General features: G+C 59.8%; 15 protein-coding genes. 2 read left to right on the top strand and 13 right to left on the bottom strand.

The features are described from left to right. Nucleotides 1–6 precede the first annotated feature (6 nt). The 5 genes from ACR0EK_RS05940 to cobS form a co-directional block, all read right to left on the bottom strand. Nucleotides 7–348, bottom strand: coding sequence for a DUF427 domain-containing protein (locus tag ACR0EK_RS05940; protein WP_480486277.1), 342 nt, complete (start codon nucleotides 346–348; stop codon nucleotides 7–9). A 63-nt stretch (nucleotides 349–411) separates the two neighbouring features. Beyond that, a complete protein-coding gene (locus ACR0EK_RS05945; protein WP_480967656.1) occupies nucleotides 412–2,202 on the bottom strand; it encodes an aminopeptidase P family protein in 1,791 nt (596 codons plus the stop codon). 81 nt (nucleotides 2,203–2,283) lie between these two features. Next, nucleotides 2,284–4,161 (bottom strand): cobaltochelatase subunit CobT, encoded by a 1,878-nt coding sequence (cobT, locus tag ACR0EK_RS05950; protein ID WP_480773202.1) that lies wholly within the window; start codon nucleotides 4,159–4,161, stop codon nucleotides 2,284–2,286. Nucleotides 4,162–4,337: 176 nt separating this feature from the next. Next, on the bottom strand, nucleotides 4,338–4,802 hold the full coding sequence (locus tag ACR0EK_RS05955) for a hypothetical protein (protein WP_480967657.1): 465 nt from the start codon (nucleotides 4,800–4,802) through the stop codon (nucleotides 4,338–4,340). A 39-nt stretch (nucleotides 4,803–4,841) separates the two neighbouring features. Further along, entirely contained in the window at nucleotides 4,842–5,828 is a 987-nt protein-coding gene (gene cobS / locus ACR0EK_RS05960) for a cobaltochelatase subunit CobS (RefSeq protein WP_209504507.1), read from the bottom strand. A 447-nt stretch (nucleotides 5,829–6,275) separates the two neighbouring features. Between cobS and ACR0EK_RS05965 the strand changes: the two genes are divergently transcribed. Then, nucleotides 6,276–7,166 carry a Hint domain-containing protein gene (locus ACR0EK_RS05965; protein WP_480967658.1) on the top strand — a complete coding sequence of 297 codons (891 nt, stop codon included), beginning with the start codon at nucleotides 6,276–6,278 and terminating at the stop codon, nucleotides 7,164–7,166. Nucleotides 7,167–7,323: 157 nt separating this feature from the next. On the opposite strand, the gene ACR0EK_RS05970 is transcribed toward ACR0EK_RS05965, so the two are convergent. The 3 genes from ACR0EK_RS05970 to ACR0EK_RS05980 form a co-directional block, all read right to left on the bottom strand. Continuing rightward, a complete protein-coding gene (locus tag ACR0EK_RS05970; RefSeq protein ID WP_480967659.1) occupies nucleotides 7,324–8,112 on the bottom strand; it encodes a hypothetical protein in 789 nt (262 codons plus the stop codon). Between the two features lie 101 nt (nucleotides 8,113–8,213). Further along, nucleotides 8,214–8,762: an NYN domain-containing protein gene (locus ACR0EK_RS05975; protein ID WP_480899142.1), complete on the bottom strand. Its 549-nt coding sequence runs from the start codon at nucleotides 8,760–8,762 to the stop codon at nucleotides 8,214–8,216. 132 nt (nucleotides 8,763–8,894) lie between these two features. Continuing rightward, the gene (locus ACR0EK_RS05980; protein ID WP_480475989.1) at nucleotides 8,895–9,521 is read right to left on the bottom strand and encodes a J domain-containing protein; all 627 of its coding nucleotides are present in this window, start codon (nucleotides 9,519–9,521) and stop codon (nucleotides 8,895–8,897) included. 106 nt (nucleotides 9,522–9,627) lie between these two features. On the opposite strand from ACR0EK_RS05980, the gene ACR0EK_RS05985 reads away from it, so the two are divergent. Beyond that, nucleotides 9,628–9,882, top strand: coding sequence for a BolA family protein (locus ACR0EK_RS05985; RefSeq protein WP_209597754.1), 255 nt, complete (start codon nucleotides 9,628–9,630; stop codon nucleotides 9,880–9,882). A 9-nt stretch (nucleotides 9,883–9,891) separates the two neighbouring features. Here the strand turns inward: ACR0EK_RS05985 and cysK are convergent, their stop codons facing one another. From cysK to ACR0EK_RS06010, 5 genes are all read right to left on the bottom strand, one after another. Beyond that, entirely contained in the window at nucleotides 9,892–10,968 is a 1,077-nt protein-coding gene (gene cysK / locus ACR0EK_RS05990; RefSeq protein WP_480967660.1) for a cysteine synthase A, read from the bottom strand. Between the two features lie 161 nt (nucleotides 10,969–11,129). After that, a complete protein-coding gene (locus ACR0EK_RS05995; RefSeq protein WP_480967661.1) occupies nucleotides 11,130–11,561 on the bottom strand; it encodes a DUF4177 domain-containing protein in 432 nt (143 codons plus the stop codon). An 80-nt stretch (nucleotides 11,562–11,641) separates the two neighbouring features. Beyond that, nucleotides 11,642–12,898 carry a peptidase T gene (gene pepT / locus ACR0EK_RS06000; RefSeq protein WP_480506275.1) on the bottom strand — a complete coding sequence of 419 codons (1,257 nt, stop codon included), beginning with the start codon at nucleotides 12,896–12,898 and terminating at the stop codon, nucleotides 11,642–11,644. 147 nt (nucleotides 12,899–13,045) lie between these two features. Then, a complete protein-coding gene (gatB, locus tag ACR0EK_RS06005; protein WP_480967662.1) occupies nucleotides 13,046–14,557 on the bottom strand; it encodes an Asp-tRNA(Asn)/Glu-tRNA(Gln) amidotransferase subunit GatB in 1,512 nt (503 codons plus the stop codon). An 81-nt stretch (nucleotides 14,558–14,638) separates the two neighbouring features. Then, nucleotides 14,639–15,898 carry a hypothetical protein gene (locus ACR0EK_RS06010; RefSeq protein WP_480486261.1) on the bottom strand — a complete coding sequence of 420 codons (1,260 nt, stop codon included), beginning with the start codon at nucleotides 15,896–15,898 and terminating at the stop codon, nucleotides 14,639–14,641. Between the last annotated feature and the right edge of the window lie 91 nt (nucleotides 15,899–15,989).

Raw genomic sequence — 15,989 nt, forward strand, 5'->3', positions numbered from 1 at the left:
GCGCCTCTAGATCTGCTCCACCTTCACCGAGTCTACCGGATAAAACGCCAGATACCCCTTGATCTCGGCCAAGGCGGAAATCGGGTCCTCATAGCTCCAGACCGCGTTTTCGGTCACCGAGGATTTGTTGACGATGGAAAAGTGCGTCGCGTCACCCTTGCCGGCGCAATGCGTCACCTTGTCGGTCTGGTCCAGAAACGCCATCGCAACATCGCCGCGCGGAAAGTAAATCACCGGAGCTTTGTCGCCTTCGTGCAGTTCCAGCGCGTTGCTCGTTTCGCCCAGAATCGCGCCGCCCGAACGGACAGTCCATTTGCCCGGCGCTTTTTGGATCGTGATCTCAGTCATCTCTGGTCCTTCCGTCGACGTATTGGGGCCTCTCCTCTGCCCGTTCTATGTAACAGGCGGGTGTCAGATCGGCGCAGTTGCGGCATCCAACCACAGTTGCGCGTCATGTCCCAGCCTTGGGCGGATTTTTTCCGCGACGTCGCGATGATAGGCGTTCAGCCAGCCGCGTTCGTCAGGCGTCAACATATCCACCATGATCAGCCTGCGGTCAATTGGCACAAATGTCAGGGTGCGCCAGCACAGCATCGCGCGTTCCGCATCGCCACCAGGCAGGGCCGGGGCTTCTTCCACCACCACAAGGTTTTCAATGCGGATGCCAAATGCGCCTTCGCGGTAATATCCCGGCTCATTCGACAGGGTCATGCCGGGTTGCAAGGGGACAAGGCTGACTTTCGACAGGCGCTGAGGCCCCTCATGCACGCTCAGATAGGCCCCGACGCCGTGTCCGACACCATGGTTGAAATCCTGCCCCGCCGCCCATAGCGGCGTGCGGGCCACGCATTCGATATCGCGCCCGGCCAGCCCTGCGGGCCAGCGCAGCATCGACATGGCAATCATGCCCTTCAGCACGCGGGTGAAGCAGGTCTTTTCCTCCGCCCCGACAGAGCCGATGGCAAGCGTCCGCGTGATATCGGTGGTGCCATCCAGATATTGTCCGCCACTGTCCAGCACCAGCAGATGACCGTCCTGCAACCGGCTGTCGGTCTCGTCCGTCACGCGGTAATGCATGATCGCGCCGTTCGGACCCGTCCCGGCAATGGTATCGAACGAGATATCCTGCAACACGTTGTCCCTGCGGCGGTTGTCTTCCAGCCGCGTGACCACCTGCGTCTCGGACAGGCTGCCGGGGGGCTGTGCGTCCAGCCAGCACAGAGTTTCGACCACCGCCACCGCATCACGCAAATGCGCCTCGGCGCTGCCCGCGATTTCGGCCGGGTTTTTGCAGGCCTTGGGCAGGGCACAGGGGTCGCCGCCATCCACCATGGCATCACCCAACGCGTCGGCCACGATCTGCGGCACCGTGTTCAGGTCCACCTGCACCACACCGTCCAGCGCTTTCACCGCCTCCAGAAACTCCGCGGGGTTGTGCACCGTCACCTTCGGGTCCAGATGATCCTGCACGTCCAACAGTTTTGCCGTAGCCATGAACAGATCGACCCGGCCGTCGTCATGCAGGATCGCAAACCCGTGGGCCACGGGGTTGTAAGCGATATCCGACCCCCGAACGTTCAGCAGCCACATGATCGAATCCGGCAACGTGATCACCGCGGCCTTTCGCCCGGCCTGCCGCAGGTCTGCGGCCAGTCTGGCAATCTTGCTGTCAGCGGTTTCGCCCGCAAACTCGATCGGATGCGCCTTGACGGCCTGCATCGGCGGTTCAGGCTGATCCGCCCAAATGCGGTCCACCAGATTGCCGCAGCGCACCAGTTCGATGCCTGCGCCCTCAAGCTCGCCCAGCGTGGACGAGATCTGCCCTGCCGCGTGCAACCACGGATCAAAGCCCACCTTACCACCACCGGGCAACTGCGCTTTCAGCCATGTACTCAGGCTGATATCAGGCCACGGCACCGGCGTGAACACATCCGCGACCTGCGCCTTGACCTGCGTGCGATACCGCCCGTCGATGAACACACCGGCCATGCCGGTCAGCGCAGCACAGAACCCGGCCGATCCCGTAAACCCGGTCAACCAGGCCAGACGCTCATCCCGCGGGGCCACATACTCGCCCTGATGCGCATCAGCACGCGGGATCAGAAACCCGTCCAACTCTTCGCGCGCCAGCTCTGCGCGCAACGCAGCCAGACGCGGCGGCCCCTGCTCGGGCCGCGCGGTCACCTCAAAGGATTGGAACATACTACACCTCCCTCAGCCGGGCGGTCGAAATCGCCGCCTTTTCATCTTTTGGGAAATACTCCCGCCGGAGGCAAGGCCAGCCTAGCTGACCTTCTTCATCCCCATCACCCGCGCCCGCGCGCGCGGATCACTGTCGAACAGGGCCGCCAGTTGTTCCGTCATCGCACCGGCCAGCTGTTCCACATCGGTGATTGTCACCGCACGGTCGTAATACCGGGTCACATCATGACCGATGCCAATCGCCAGCAGCTCGACCATTTTGCGCTTTTCCACCATGGCAATCACATCGCGCAGGTGCTTTTCCAGATAGTTGGCGGGGTTCACGCTCAGGGTTGAATCATCAACCGGAGCCCCATCCGAAATCACCATCAAAATCTTGCGCTGCTCGCGCCGCGCGATCATCCGGCGATGCGCCCATTCCAGCGCCTCACCGTCGATGTTTTCCTTCAGCAGGCCCTCTTTCATCATCAGGCCCAGATTGGGCCGCGCCCGCCGCCACGGCGCATCGGCGCCCTTGTAGATGATGTGGCGCAGGTCGTTCAGACGGCCAGGTTGCTGCGGGCGGCCATCGTTCAGCCATGCCTCGCGCGCCTGTCCGCCTTTCCACGCCCGCGTGGTAAAGCCCAGTATCTCGACCTTCACATTGCAGCGTTCCAGCGTCCGCGCCAGAACATCGGCACAGATGGCCGCGATCGAAATCGGACGCCCCCGCATCGACCCCGAATTGTCCAGCAGCAGCGTGACAACCGTGTCGCGGAACTCGGTGTCTTTTTCGACCTTGAAACTCAGCGGAGTGGTGGGGTTCGCGACCACTCGTGCCAATCGGCCCGCGTCCAGAATGCCTTCCTCGCGGTCGAACTCCCAACTGCGGTTCTGCTGCGCCTGCAACCGGCGCTGCAACTTGTTGGCAAGGCGCGAAACCGCCCCTTTCAAGGGTTCAAGCTGCTGATCCAGATAGGCCCGCAGCCGTTCCAGTTCCGCAGGTTCGGCCAGATCTTCGGCGGCAATCTCTTCATCATGCGTGCTCAGATAGACCTTGTAATCCGGATCAGCCTCGGATGCGGGCGGCGGGGCAGGCGGCTCCAGCGGCGCTTCGCCATCAGGCATCTCGGCCTCGTCACCCAGCTCATCCTCGGCCATCTCGTCCATCGAGACCTGCGCCTGAGATTGATCCTGCTGCTCTTCCTGCGTCTGCTCAGGCGTCGCATCCGCGTCCTGATCGTCCTGATCATCCTGACCAGTGCTGTCGGGATCGGGTTGTTCCTCGGCGTCGTCCTCGGCCTGATCCTCCTGCTCGTCGTCCAACTCGTCGGGGTCATCACCCAGCTGGTCGCCATAGCCCAGATCCTTGATCATCTGGCGCGCGAACTTGGCGAACTCCGCCTGATCCGACAGCACGTCATCAAGGTTTTCCAACACGCCACCGGCCTGTTCCTCGATGAACCCGCGCCACAGGTTCATGATATTCTCGGCCGCAGGCGGCAGATCGCGCCCGGTGGCCAGATGCCGGATCAGATATCCCGCCGCCACCGACAAGGGCGCATCGGCAGGCTGCTTGCACTGGTCATATCCGCGCCGGATCGCCTCATGCCCGATCTTGACGTCGATATTGCTGGCAGTGCCGGGCATGTCCCGCGCGCCCATCGCCTCGCAGCGCGCCGTCTCCATCGCCTCGTACAAGTCCCGCGCCATATCCCCCGGAGGCGCATAGCGCGCATGGGTTGCGTCATCATGATACCGGCGCTGCAACGCCAAAGCGTCCGCCGTGCCGCGCGCCAGCAGAACCTCTTCCCGCGTCATACGCCGAGACACCTGCGGCAGCCGCATCGACTCACCCGACAGGCCCGATGGATCGACCGTGTACGAGATGTTCAGCTCAGGATCATCAGCCATGACCTTGGTGGCCTCGGCCAGCGCTTTCTTGAACGGATCAGCGGGGTTGTCGTTGGGTTTGCTCATCAGGCAGGTCCGGTCTTGTTCTGTCCCGGCAACCTAGTGCTATTCAGGGGACTTGACCATAGGGCCAACCCCCTTTTCCCATCGAACCAGCACACCTGTACAGCAGGTTCTTATGCAATCAGATGCACTTGCCCCATTTAACCTACAGTCCCAGCTAATCACTCACCAGTTGGGAGTTACTCAGGTAGCGAAACTTCCTGGGTGTTTTTCGAGTAGAAACCGCGACCATACTTAATAGTGATAGCGTGCGTGAATTCCGCACATGCAATTGTGTGGGCAGCGAGAAGTCTGCCTTCGTGAACATTGTAAGGTTCGCCATCGTTAAGTTTGATTGGTGCCCAGTAGGTTTCGCCTTGGCTTCGCCAGTTTTTTTCCCAGCCGAGTGCTACTTTTTGCGCATCTGCTAAAACCGACATTCCTCCTATGGCCTCAAGAATCCAGTCGGCGGGTAGGTTGGTCTGAACTGTGTCGCCAAAGTAGTATTCGCGTGGCTTGGAGGACAAGTTGGCTATCTCCGAACCAACTAGTCCAGCTAGTGCGTTGGCATAGTTCACAGCCACACAGTGTTTGATCTTCTCGATTTCTGAAGCACCGGTCGGAAAAACGCTTGAAGATAGTTCGGCGTGCGCCAGAGAGGGCAACGAAATTAACGCTGCACCTATCGTTAGTCGTATCACCAATTAGCCCAAGCTCGCGCTCGCGGCGCTCTCCGGCAGTTCCTCGTCAAAGCAGCGCTGATAGAACTCGGCCACGGTCTGACGTTCCAACTCGTCGCATTTGTTCAGGAACGACAGGCGGAAAGCATAGCCCACGTTGCGGAAGATCTCGGCATTCTGCGCCCAGTTGATCACGGTTCGCGGGCTCATAACCGTCGACAGATCGCCATTCATGAAGGCGGTCCGGGTCAGGTCGGCCACGGTGACCATCTGGCTGACGGTCTTGCGCCCCTCGGCGGTGTTGTAATGCGGCGCCTTCGACAGCACGATCATCGTCTCGGCGTCATGGCTCAGATAGTTCAGGGTCGAGACCAGAGACCAGCGGTCCATCTGTGCCTGGTTGATCTGCTGGGTGCCGTGGTACAGCCCCGTGGTATCGCCCAGACCCACGGTGTTTGCAGTGGCAAACAGGCGGAAACACGGGTTCGGCGTGATGATCTCATTCTGGTCCAGCAGGGTCAGCTTGCCATCATGTTCCAGCACCCGCTGGATCACGAACATCACGTCCGCACGGCCTGCGTCATATTCGTCGAATACGATGGCGACAGGGTTGCGCAGGGCCCAGGGCAGGATGCCCTCGTGGAATTCGGTCACCTGCTTGCCATCGCGCAGTTTGATCGCGTCCTTGCCGATCAGGTCGATCCGGCTGATGTGGCTGTCCAGGTTCACGCGCACGGCGGGCCAGTTCAGACGGGCGGCGACCTGCTCGATATGGGTCGATTTGCCGGTGCCGTGATAACCCTGAATCATCACCCGGCGATTATGGGCAAAACCTGCCAGGATCGCCAATGTCGTCTCGGGGTCAAACTTGTAGGTCGGGTCGATGACGGGCACTCGGTCGGTGGCTTCGGCAAACCCTTTGACCTTCATATCCGTCTCAATGCCAAATACGTCACGGACCGAGATATCTTCGGTGGGTTTTGCGTTTACATCGATCGATCCGTCAGCCATTCGCCTTGTCCTTATCCTTTGGCCCGTATTGCCGGGTTTGAACCCGTGTGTGGTGCAACATATTGCGGGCAAGGGCAAGGGAAAGCCGCCCGCTCGGAAAGGTGAGCAGGTTTTTCTTTCAAACTGGCCCTATTGACGCGCGGGTGATCCTCAACTGCGACGGGTACAAGACACAGATCACGCTGCGCTCCTCAATGACAGCGCGGCCTGATCGGATGCAGATGCCGAACCATGTGTCCGAAATGCTGCATGCAGGTGGGCATTCGGCAAACTATATGTTGTGGAAAGTGACCTTATCAGACATATAAAATGGTCTTATGGGGCGTTTTATAAGTGATCGGGTGTTGGTGAAACGGGAATGCCGGGTGCGGCTCCGTCTGCAATGTTGCTCTGGGTCGAGTGATCAGCACGCGTCGATATCTGCCAACATGGCCTTGGTGACGCCAGGTGGCATTTAGCGTTCTTCTCCATACGGCCAAGACAACGGGCCAGAACGATCTCATCGTCCAGAACACGACACAATCCGCGATCATCAGCGGATCGATGGTGTCGTTTGACGGGGGCACGACCTTCCAGCCCTACACCTATCTTGGTCAGGGAAACTATCGCGGAACCGGACAAACCGGAGAGTTCATTCAGGTCGGCGGACAGATTTACGCCTGGGATGCGAATAACCCAACCGGTCCGATGACCACGGGCAACTGGAAGATCACCCCGAATGATCTGAACCCGACCGATCCGCCCTGTTTTGTTTCGGGCACCCTGATCGAAACGGATTGCGGCCCGCGCCCGGTCGAGGATTTGGCTGTGGGCGACCGGGTTTGCGTGGCCGGTGGGACCACGCTGCCCATCGAATGGATCGGCAAACGAACACTCAGTGCGCAAATCCTGCGCATCCGGCCCCAATACAACCCGGTTTGCATCCGGCGCGATGCGTTGGGCAAGGGTCTTCCCGACAGGGATCTTTACCTTTCTCCGCAACACCGCGTTGTGCTGGGGGGCTGGCGGGCCGAGCTTTATTTTGGTGCACCAAGCGTGTTCTGCGCGGCCATTCATCTGGTCAACGATGATACCATCCGGCAGGTGACGACGGATGAGGCGGTGACATACTACCATATCGCCTGCGCCGAACATGTGATCCTCACCTCGCACGGTCTGCAAAGCGAAAGCCTGTTTCCGGGCGACATGGCGCTGAAATCGCTGCACCGCGACGATGTCGAGGAACTGCGCGCGCTCTTTCCGGGGTTGCTTTCAGACGCAGGACCGCCCCCCCAAACGCGCCTAAGCTGCCTGACCGGGCGCGAGGCGCGCGCGTTGCGAGACGTGTTCGCAGATTAGTCCCGCGTTGCGGAAATCGTGGCGCCACTGATAGGCGCGCGTACCCGGACGATACCTCGCTGTTGGACGCTATAGTGCAGTAGTTGCTAATCAGGGACCAATCAAACAAGGATTGACGTCTTCATCCGCCGGGGATCACACCGGCATGGCACAGGTTTCAAGACCCGCTCAACCCACCCATTGCCCAATCGGCATGGGTCTCGATAACACTGGCTACGGCCAGCGCCTTTTCCGCGATATCCTTCGGAGTGTCCTCGGCGAACGCGATGCGGGTCACCCTGTCGTGCATCGCTTCCGAGGTGTAAAACTCAAAGGCCTGCGTATTGCCGGGGCTGTTCCAGAATGCGGTAATCCAGATCGAGTCCCGCCCCGGAATACAATATGCACACCAATCGCGCCACAGACGCAGCACCAATTCGGTATCCGGGCTTGCGGCGACCTGTTCGAACAGCGACTCCAGCGGCCATCCTGCCAGGGCGAACATGCAAAGCGTATCGTCCAGGCAGCCGCGTTCCCGTGCCATTTCGCGTTTCAGATATGCACGCTGGAACCGGTCCAGAACCTGCCATTCCTCGGGCGACCAGTTCTTCGGGTTGCCGGTTTCAAACCGGTTCAGGCTCACCTCCAGCCCAACGCTGGCGGGGTCTTCGTCCACGGCCAGAATCTCAAGGATCCGGGGCAGCAGGTACCCCCATGTGTCGCGGGCTATCCCCGCAGGATCACAAGCGGCAAAGAACCAGTCCTGAACGTAATGCAGGGGAAGCTCGGAAATGGGCGGTGTAAAGAAATCGGCCTCAATGTCGGCGTCCATGCAGCAGCCCTCACAAACCTCGATACTGGTCGGCTTTGGATAGGTGAAAACCCTGTAGGCTTCGCTGACGATGTCAGAAAACGGATGATCCGGCGGGATCTTGGCTTTTGGCGGTTTCTGCTCTTTGCGTGCCACGGTGCTTGCATCCAACACGGTTATTTCGGGGCAGGGGCCCGTCGGTATCACTCCTGAACGCTACGAAACCCGGATCGTTGCGTAAAGCTGTGGTCGCGTGGTCAAAGCGAAAACCAAAGCTCGTCCTTGCGAAAACCACCTTTCACAAGGCGATCCGCTTTCAACACATCCGGAAACTCGTCCTCCCAGTCGCGGAACCTGTCATTTGTCACGATACGCGCCCTGCTGTCCCGCGCGGCCTGCAAGATCAGCGGATCTGCCGGCGTGCCTTTGGGCGCGACCATGACCCGCTTGGCCCGCAAGCCCAGGGCGCGGCTCAGCGCCCGGTCGTTCATGTATTCCCCTTCGACCTTGTACCCGACATTCGCGTCGAACACGACGCCCGGTTTGAACCCGGCTTGCTTCAGGCTGGCCAGAACCTGCCGCAACGTCGCCAGATCCGGGGCGCCGTCTTTCCAGTGCATCACGTTCGACCCGTCCACGATGATCCATGTGTTGGCCCTGCGCCAGCCGAACCAGGCCCGGATCAGAAGGATCGTACTGGCGAACACACAAAGCAGGGCCAAAAGGAAAAGCCAGTCCATCTCGGTTGGATAGAACTGCGCCACGACCAGCCCACAAAGTGAGGCAAGCAACAAAAAGAAAGGCATACGCACAGCGGTTGCTCCGGGAAAAGCTCTGGTTCTATTCCCTGCCACTATTGCGGGAATTGAAACAGGTTTCCAGACAGCATCCTCACAATCCGTTCAAACTGTGTAAACAGCTGGCGACTGACGGCGGCCCTACTTGAAATTCCGGCTGTCCTTGATCTGGTCCCAGGCCCAGACGACCTCTTGCAACTGCTCTTCCTGCGACCGGTCGCCGCCGTTCATGTCCGGATGCAGCACCTTGATCAGCTTCTTGTACGCCTTGCGCACTTCGGTTTTGGACCAGCTGTCATGGGCTTCCAGAATCTCGATTGCACGGCGTTCAGTGGGGGGCAGGCGACGTCCGCCACCACCCGAGGTGCGCCCCTTGTTCTGCGTGCTGTTGGCGCCCAGAACCTGATGCGGGTCCTCAATGCCCAGACGGGCCCAGGCGCGCGCCTCCGGGTCTCCCATCGGCTTGGTTTCGCGCTCCCAAACCTTGTCCTTCGAGCGCTGCGCGTTCAGCTCGGCCTCGGTGGTGCCGTCGAAGAAATTCCACTTCTGGTTATACTCGCGCACGTGCTGCTGGCAGAACCAGAAATAGTCATCCAGAACATCCGGTGCCTTTGGCGCGCGGAACTTGCCCGGCTCGTCACACCCGTCGTGATCGCAGATCCGGACCGAGGTCTCGGACGCGCCCGACATGCCCCGGCGCCCACGCGGGTTCTTTTTCTTGGCGCTGGAAACGGACATATCGAATCCGAAGGGGTCTGATTTCGCCATGCTCTATCCTCACGAACGCATCTTTTCGACTCGGAGGCAGCAGTTTAGTCTAAGCAGCCGAAAGTAGAAGAGGGGGGCGGCAAAAATTTTGCCGCTGAGCAAAAAAATGAGCGTGACCGACGAAATCCGAACCCGCCTGCAAGCCGCCTTTGACCCGCATGAACTTGACGTGATCGACGACAGCGAAAGCCATCGCGGCCATGCAGGTCACAGGGAAGGCGGCGAAAGCCATTTCAACGTCCGCATCCGCGCCGCCGCATTCGCCGGTCAATCCCGCGTCGCCCGCCACCGGGCCGTGCACAAGGCGCTGGGCGACATCGTGCCCCGCATCCACGCGCTGGCGCTGGATATCGGAACCTGACGCTGCGCCCTATTCTGCGCTCATCTGCGCGGATGGGGTCGAGGCCGAGATCGCATATTCCTCATCCGTCATGACGTCTTCGATCCCCTCGAACAGAGGCGTCGACAGGTAACGCTCGCCCGTATCCGGCAGCATCACCAGCATGACCGCTCCCGGCGCTGCGGTTTCGGCCAGTTTCATCGCCACCGCAAAGGTCGACCCGCCCGAGATCCCGGTGAATATCCCCTCTTCCGAGGCAAGGCGGCGCGACCATTCAATCCCTTGCGGCCCCGGAACAGGGATCAGCTGGTCGTAATAGGCGTTGTCGATGGCTTCCTGAAGGACCCATGGAATGAAATCCGGCGTCCAGCCCTGAATCGGGTGCGGCTCGAAATTGGGGTGGCTTTCGGTGGGCTGGTGATCGTCGTTGCGCGTATTCACATAGCCTGACGACACGATGGCGGCATTTGCCGGTTCGGTCAGGATGATTTTCGTATCGGGCCGATCTTTGCGCAACACCCGTGATACTCCGGCGACCGTGCCACCGGTGCCATAGCCCGTCACCCAGTAATCCAGCTGCTTGCCTTCGAAATCCGCAAGGATTTCCCGCGCGGTCGTGTTCTCGTGAATATCGGCATTGGCGGCAGTCTCGAACTGGCTGGCCAGAAACCACCCGTTTTCCTCGGCCAGTTCCTTGGCCTTGGTATACATGCCGAACCCCTTTTTTGCTTTGGGGGTCAGAACAACCTTCGCGCCCAGAAAGCGCATCAGCTTGCGCCGCTCGACCGAAAAGCTTTCGGCCATCGTCACGACCAGCGGATATCCCTTGGCCGCACAGACCATGGCAAGCCCGATCCCAGTATTGCCCGATGTTGCCTCGACAACCGTCTGACCGGGTTTCAGCCGCCCATCCCGTTCTGCCGCCTCAATGATATTCAGCGCCAGCCTGTCCTTGACCGACCCCGCCGGATTGAACGCTTCGAACTTCACATAAACGGTCACATGCTCCGGCGCGATCCGGTTGACCCGGATACAGGGCGTATCGCCGACTGTATCAAGGATGCTGTCATACAGGCGTGCCCGCCCCTGTGTCTGCCGAATACCCATTTCAAAGTCCCTCCCGGTTGTCCGGCTAACATGCCACAGATTTCGCTGGGTTGATAAGCACATATCGCGCCCGCAGCGCCAAACCTGCCCGCAGGACAGCTGCTCAATCTCCGGTCGACAGCGTGTTTCAGGTGTGACCACGGGTCAAACCCTGATCCGTCTCAGGCGTCTTTCTTGTCGCCCGCGGTATCCGTATCCTGGTCAACCTGGTCCCGGCTTTTCAACGACAAAGGCGGCTCATGCGCTTCTTCCGAGATTGGTTTCGGCGCGGCCACCACACCGGGGCCGGGGATCGGTTGGGCCAACGGGGTGTCGTCAAACTCGGGCACGTCTCCGATCACCGACGCATCGACTTCCTCGGCCACGACCCGCCGGAACACCAGCACATTGCGCCAGTTTGTGGTCGATCCGGTCAGGCCCGAGCGTTCCTCGCTGGGCAGCAGCTCGGCGCGCTGGTATTCCCAGCCGTCCTGCGCCATCTGGTTCAGAACCTGTTCGACCGAGACCGCAAAGCGGCCCTCGGCCGTTTTCACGCCCTTGGCTTTCACGCCCTTTTGCGGCGCGGGGACGACCTTGTATTCAAAAAGCTGCATCAAGTGTTCCTAAATACCTGTTCACGCCAACTTACCACGCTGACCCCCGGGTGAAAGGGTCGTCGCCCGACCGGCGGTTTTCAGCCCTGATTATTGCCGCCAGCCTGTGCCGCCTTGGTCACAACCGACAGGCACAGCTCGGTCGCCACTGCCATGTCCTGCACCGAAATCCATTCCAGCGGCCCGTGAATGCACTGCATTCCGGTGAACAGGTTGGGGCAGGGGGTGCCGAACTCGGTCAGGCGCGATCCGTCGGTGCCGCCGCGGATCGGGACCGACAGCGGCTCGATCCCCAGCTCGCGGCAGGCGTCGCGCGCCAGATCAACAGGTGTCATGTCGTTTTCCAGCCAATAGCGCATGTTCCGGTATTGGTGGCTGATGTCGCAGGTGATGGTCGCGCGCGGTTCCGTGGCCTGCACGGCGGCACAGACCTGCCGTACGATGTCACGTTGCGCCTCAAGGCCCTCCATCTCGAAATCGCGCAGGATCAGCTTGATTTCCATCTCGGACGATCCACCGCTCATGTCGGTGACATGAATGAACCCGTCGCGGCCATCGGTTGTTTCGGGTGTCATGGTGGCCTGCGGCAAGGTCTGCACGATCTTCGCCGCCAGATGGGCTGCGTTCACCATCTTGTCCTTGGCCAGTCCGGGGTGGATCGATACCCCCTCGATCCGGATCACGGCACGGTCGGCCGAAAAGCTTTCATATTCGATCTCGCCCACTTCGGCACCGTCCAGAGTATAGGCGAAATCCGCCCCCAGATCCTTGGGCAGCTGTTCGGTAACGCCGCGCCCGATCTCTTCATCCGGGGTAAAGGCAATGCGGATAGGCCCGTGCGGGATATCCGGGTTTTCGATCAGATGCCGGGCCATGGTCATCAGGATCGACACCCCGGCCTTGTCATCCGCGCCCAGCAGGGTGGTGCCCGATGCCGTGATCAGATCATGTCCGATCTTTTCGGCCAGATAGGGGTTCTCGTCCGGGGACAGCACCAGATCCGGGTCATCCGGAAAGGAAATGTCACCACCGTTATATCCCTTGATCACCCGCGGCTTGACGCCCGTTGCATTGAACTGGGGGGCCGTATCCACATGCGCCAGAAAGCCTACCGTCGGGCCGGGTGCGGTGCCGGGGATGGTCGCGACGACCACGCTGTCACCCGTCAGCGTCACATCGCTAGCGCCGATCTCGGTCAGTTCCTGCTTCAGCAGGTTCAGCATGTCGAACTGTATCGGGGTGCTCGGCGTGGTCGCCGAGGTCTCGTCGCTCTGACTGTCGATCGCCGCGTAACGCACCAGCCGATCTTCGAGTTCCTGATCAAATCTGTTCTGCATGATACCTCACCTCTCTGGGGCGGAAGAAAGGGTGCAATCACGGGCGAAGTCAAGCCGATGAGCTGACCCCATTTCTTAAGAAATCGTGGAAATCTGATTGTACAAACCTGACAATTGCCACTGGCAGGCTTGTACAAATTGTAAGGTTCAGGAACTCAGCTTCCTGCTGACCAAATCGTTAACGGCCTTCGGGTTGGCCTTGCCGCCGGTCGCCTTCATCACCTGACCCACGAACCAACCCGCCAGTTTCGGGTTCACCTTGGCCTTCTCGACCTGGGCCGGATTGGCCGCGATGATCTCGTCCAGTGCGGCCTCGATCGCACCGGTGTCGGTGACTTGTTTCATCCCGCGATCCTCGACGATCTGCGCCGGGTCACCGCCTTCGGTATAGACGATTTCAAACAAGTCCTTGGCGATCTTGCCCGAGATGGCATCAGAGGAAATCAGGTCGATGATCCCACCCAGCTGCGCCGGAGAAACGGGCGACTCCGTGATGTCGTGGTCTTCTTTTTTCAGACGTCCGAAAAGCTCATTGATCACCCAGTTCGCGGCCAGTTTGCCATTGCGGCCCTGCGCGACCTCTTCGAAATAGGCCGCCGATTCAACTTCGGCAGTCAGTACCGAGGCGTCATAGTCGGTCAGGCCGAACTCACTGATAAAGCGCGCTTTTTTGTCGTCAGGCAGCTCTGGAAGATGGGCGGCGATATCGTCCACCCATGCCTGCTCGATCTCCAGCGGCAGCAGGTCGGGATCGGGGAAATAGCGGTAATCATGCGCTTCTTCCTTGGACCGCATCGACCGGGTTTCGCCCTTGTCCGGATCATACAGGCGGGTTTCCTGCTCGACCTTGCCACCGGCTTCGACGATGGCGATCTGGCGGCGGGCCTCAACCTCAATGGCCTGCTGGATGAACCGCATCGAGTTCATGTTCTTGATCTCGCAACGGGTGCCCAGATGCGAAAAGTCCTGTGTTTCCTGATATTTTTCATAAGCACCCGGCAAACAGATCGAGACGTTCACGTCCGCCCGCAGGTTGCCGTTCTGCATGTTGCCGTCGCAGGTGCCCAGATAGCGCATGATCTGACGCAGCTTGGCAATGTATGCAGCGGCCTCTTCCGGCCCGCGAATATCAGGGCGGCTGACGATCTCCATCAGGCAGACACCGGTCCGGTTCAGATCGACAAAAGACATGTGCGGGTCCATGTCGTGGATCGATTTGCCGGCGTCCTGCTCCATGTGGATACGTTCAATCCGCACCATGCGCGCAGTGCCGTCACCCATCTCGACCAGAACCTCGCCTTCGCCCACAATGGGATGATAAAGCTGGGAAATCTGGTAACCTTGCGGCAGGTCAGGGTAGAAATAGTTCTTGCGGTCAAAGGCCGATTTCAGGTTGATATCCGCCTTCAGGCCCAGCCCGGTGCGCACCGCCTGTTCCACGCAGAACTCGTTGATCACCGGCAGCATTCCCGGCATCGCCGCATCCACGAAAGCCACGTTCGAGTTCGGCTCGGCCCCGAATTTTGTGGACGCGCCCGAGAACAGCTTGGCATTGGATGAGACTTGCGCATGCACCTCCATCCCGATTACCAGTTCCCAATCGTGCTTGGCCCCGGCAATGGTTTTGGGTTTGGGCATATCGTATGTCAGGTCGAGCATGGCGCGCCTCATTTCCGCAGAAGTCTAAGCCTGCGTATTAGGCCCGGCAGGGCCTAGGGGCAAGGGGGAATCCTGACGCGTTCAGTTCTTGGAAAACTGCAGACCGGACGATGTAAAGGTTACATCCTTGCCGCTGCGCAGTTCATCCCGGAACAAATCCGAGATAGCGCGCAGCGCGTCGCGCTGACCGCGCGCAGCAAACCGCTCGGGCGAGTTGATGCGGACCGAGTTGTTGAACCCGTTGGCGGCATGGGCCCAGATCAGGGGGTGAAGCTCGGTCAGGTGATCGCGGATCAGCCAGTTTGCGGTGTCGCGCATCTGAGCGCGGACATTGTCTGCCTTTTCGTTCAGCCCGTGACCATTCTGAATGGTGATTGCACAATAGGCCGACAACATATTGATCATCTGCTGGTCAGGGCGCAGACCTACGATATCGCGCAATCCTTCAAGGAAATACTCGACATCGACCTGTGCGCAGGCCTCTTCGTCCAAAGCGATGGCATCGAATTGCACCCACGTATATCCACCAGCGCCCCAGATATCCTGTGTCCGGACGGCATTGCGCAATGCCTGCAATTCCAGTTCCGCGTAGCTGCCGAACCACCGGGGTAATAGATGGCTGCCCATCGCGCGCATGTGACGCTGATTGCGCGGATCCAGCGTGATCAGACGCTCGTACTCATCGGCAACGCGGGCGTTTGATTTGCGCTGCCCGGCCAACAGGGCACAACCAGCGGCCGCAATCAGAGGGCTGTTCGGTGCATCCGCCTTGCACTTGGGCAGGATCGCAGCGGCCCGGTCGAAATGAGCGGCACAGCGCGAACGGTGCAAGGGTGGAAGGGCCGTGTCCGTGGCGTTCCCGCGCCAGGCCCAGGCCAGGTCGATATGGGCCAGCGCCACAACGGCAGCGATCATCGGATCACCAGGATTGTCTGACAACTCGCCTTCCAGTTCCGAAATACCACCCAGCAAATCGTAATCGGATATGGCCTTGCCGTCCGACAGTGCATGTTCCGCAGCCAGAACCACGTCAGATCTGGCCCCGAACGCCAAAAGATCGGCAATCGGCATACCATCTGATACGGCGGCACGATCCTGATCCGCTGCACGCATTTCATCGGACAACTCGGTCCAGCGATCCTGTCTGGCCAGATAGCGCCCATGTTCGATTGTAGAATGTCCAATCAGATTGTCGCAATTCGACGTTGCAACAGGAATGTTGAGCTGCCCATGTTCAGGCAGGGCAGCGGCCAGCGCAGATTTCGTTGCGCACAGATCTTCTGAGGCGTCCGTGGGATTGGATATGGGCTGGGCAAACAGCGCCCTTAACGACCGAAACATGGTAAAACTCAAAACTGTAAAAACACTTAACTGAGTCTGAAGTCTGGCGAGGTATCAGGCTCAATTCAAGTAATTTGCTTAATAAACTTTG

Source organism: Ruegeria sp. AE4 (assembly GCF_056542185.1).

What these genes read in the sequence shown, in the direction of transcription:
- ACR0EK_RS05980 (WP_480475989.1), bottom strand. Translation starts at nt 9,521, where the DNA reads ATGGCGAAATCAGACCCCTTCGGATTCGATATGTCCGTTTCCAGCGCC.
- pepT (WP_480506275.1), bottom strand. Translation starts at nt 12,898, where the DNA reads ATGCAGAACAGATTTGATCAGGAACTCGAAGATCGGCTGGTGCGTTAC.
- ACR0EK_RS05985 (WP_209597754.1), top strand. Translation starts at nt 9,628, where the DNA reads ATGAGCGTGACCGACGAAATCCGAACCCGCCTGCAAGCCGCCTTTGAC.
- gatB (WP_480967662.1), bottom strand. Translation starts at nt 14,557, where the DNA reads ATGCTCGACCTGACATACGATATGCCCAAACCCAAAACCATTGCCGGG.
- cobS (WP_209504507.1), bottom strand. Translation starts at nt 5,828, where the DNA reads ATGGCTGACGGATCGATCGATGTAAACGCAAAACCCACCGAAGATATC.
- cobT (WP_480773202.1), bottom strand. Translation starts at nt 4,161, where the DNA reads ATGAGCAAACCCAACGACAACCCCGCTGATCCGTTCAAGAAAGCGCTG.
- ACR0EK_RS06010 (WP_480486261.1), bottom strand. Translation starts at nt 15,898, where the DNA reads ATGTTTCGGTCGTTAAGGGCGCTGTTTGCCCAGCCCATATCCAATCCC.
- ACR0EK_RS05975 (WP_480899142.1), bottom strand. Translation starts at nt 8,762, where the DNA reads ATGCCTTTCTTTTTGTTGCTTGCCTCACTTTGTGGGCTGGTCGTGGCG.
- ACR0EK_RS05995 (WP_480967661.1), bottom strand. Translation starts at nt 11,561, where the DNA reads ATGCAGCTTTTTGAATACAAGGTCGTCCCCGCGCCGCAAAAGGGCGTG.
- ACR0EK_RS05940 (WP_480486277.1), bottom strand. Translation starts at nt 348, where the DNA reads ATGACTGAGATCACGATCCAAAAAGCGCCGGGCAAATGGACTGTCCGT.
- cysK (WP_480967660.1), bottom strand. Translation starts at nt 10,968, where the DNA reads ATGGGTATTCGGCAGACACAGGGGCGGGCACGCCTGTATGACAGCATC.
- ACR0EK_RS05945 (WP_480967656.1), bottom strand. Translation starts at nt 2,202, where the DNA reads ATGTTCCAATCCTTTGAGGTGACCGCGCGGCCCGAGCAGGGGCCGCCG.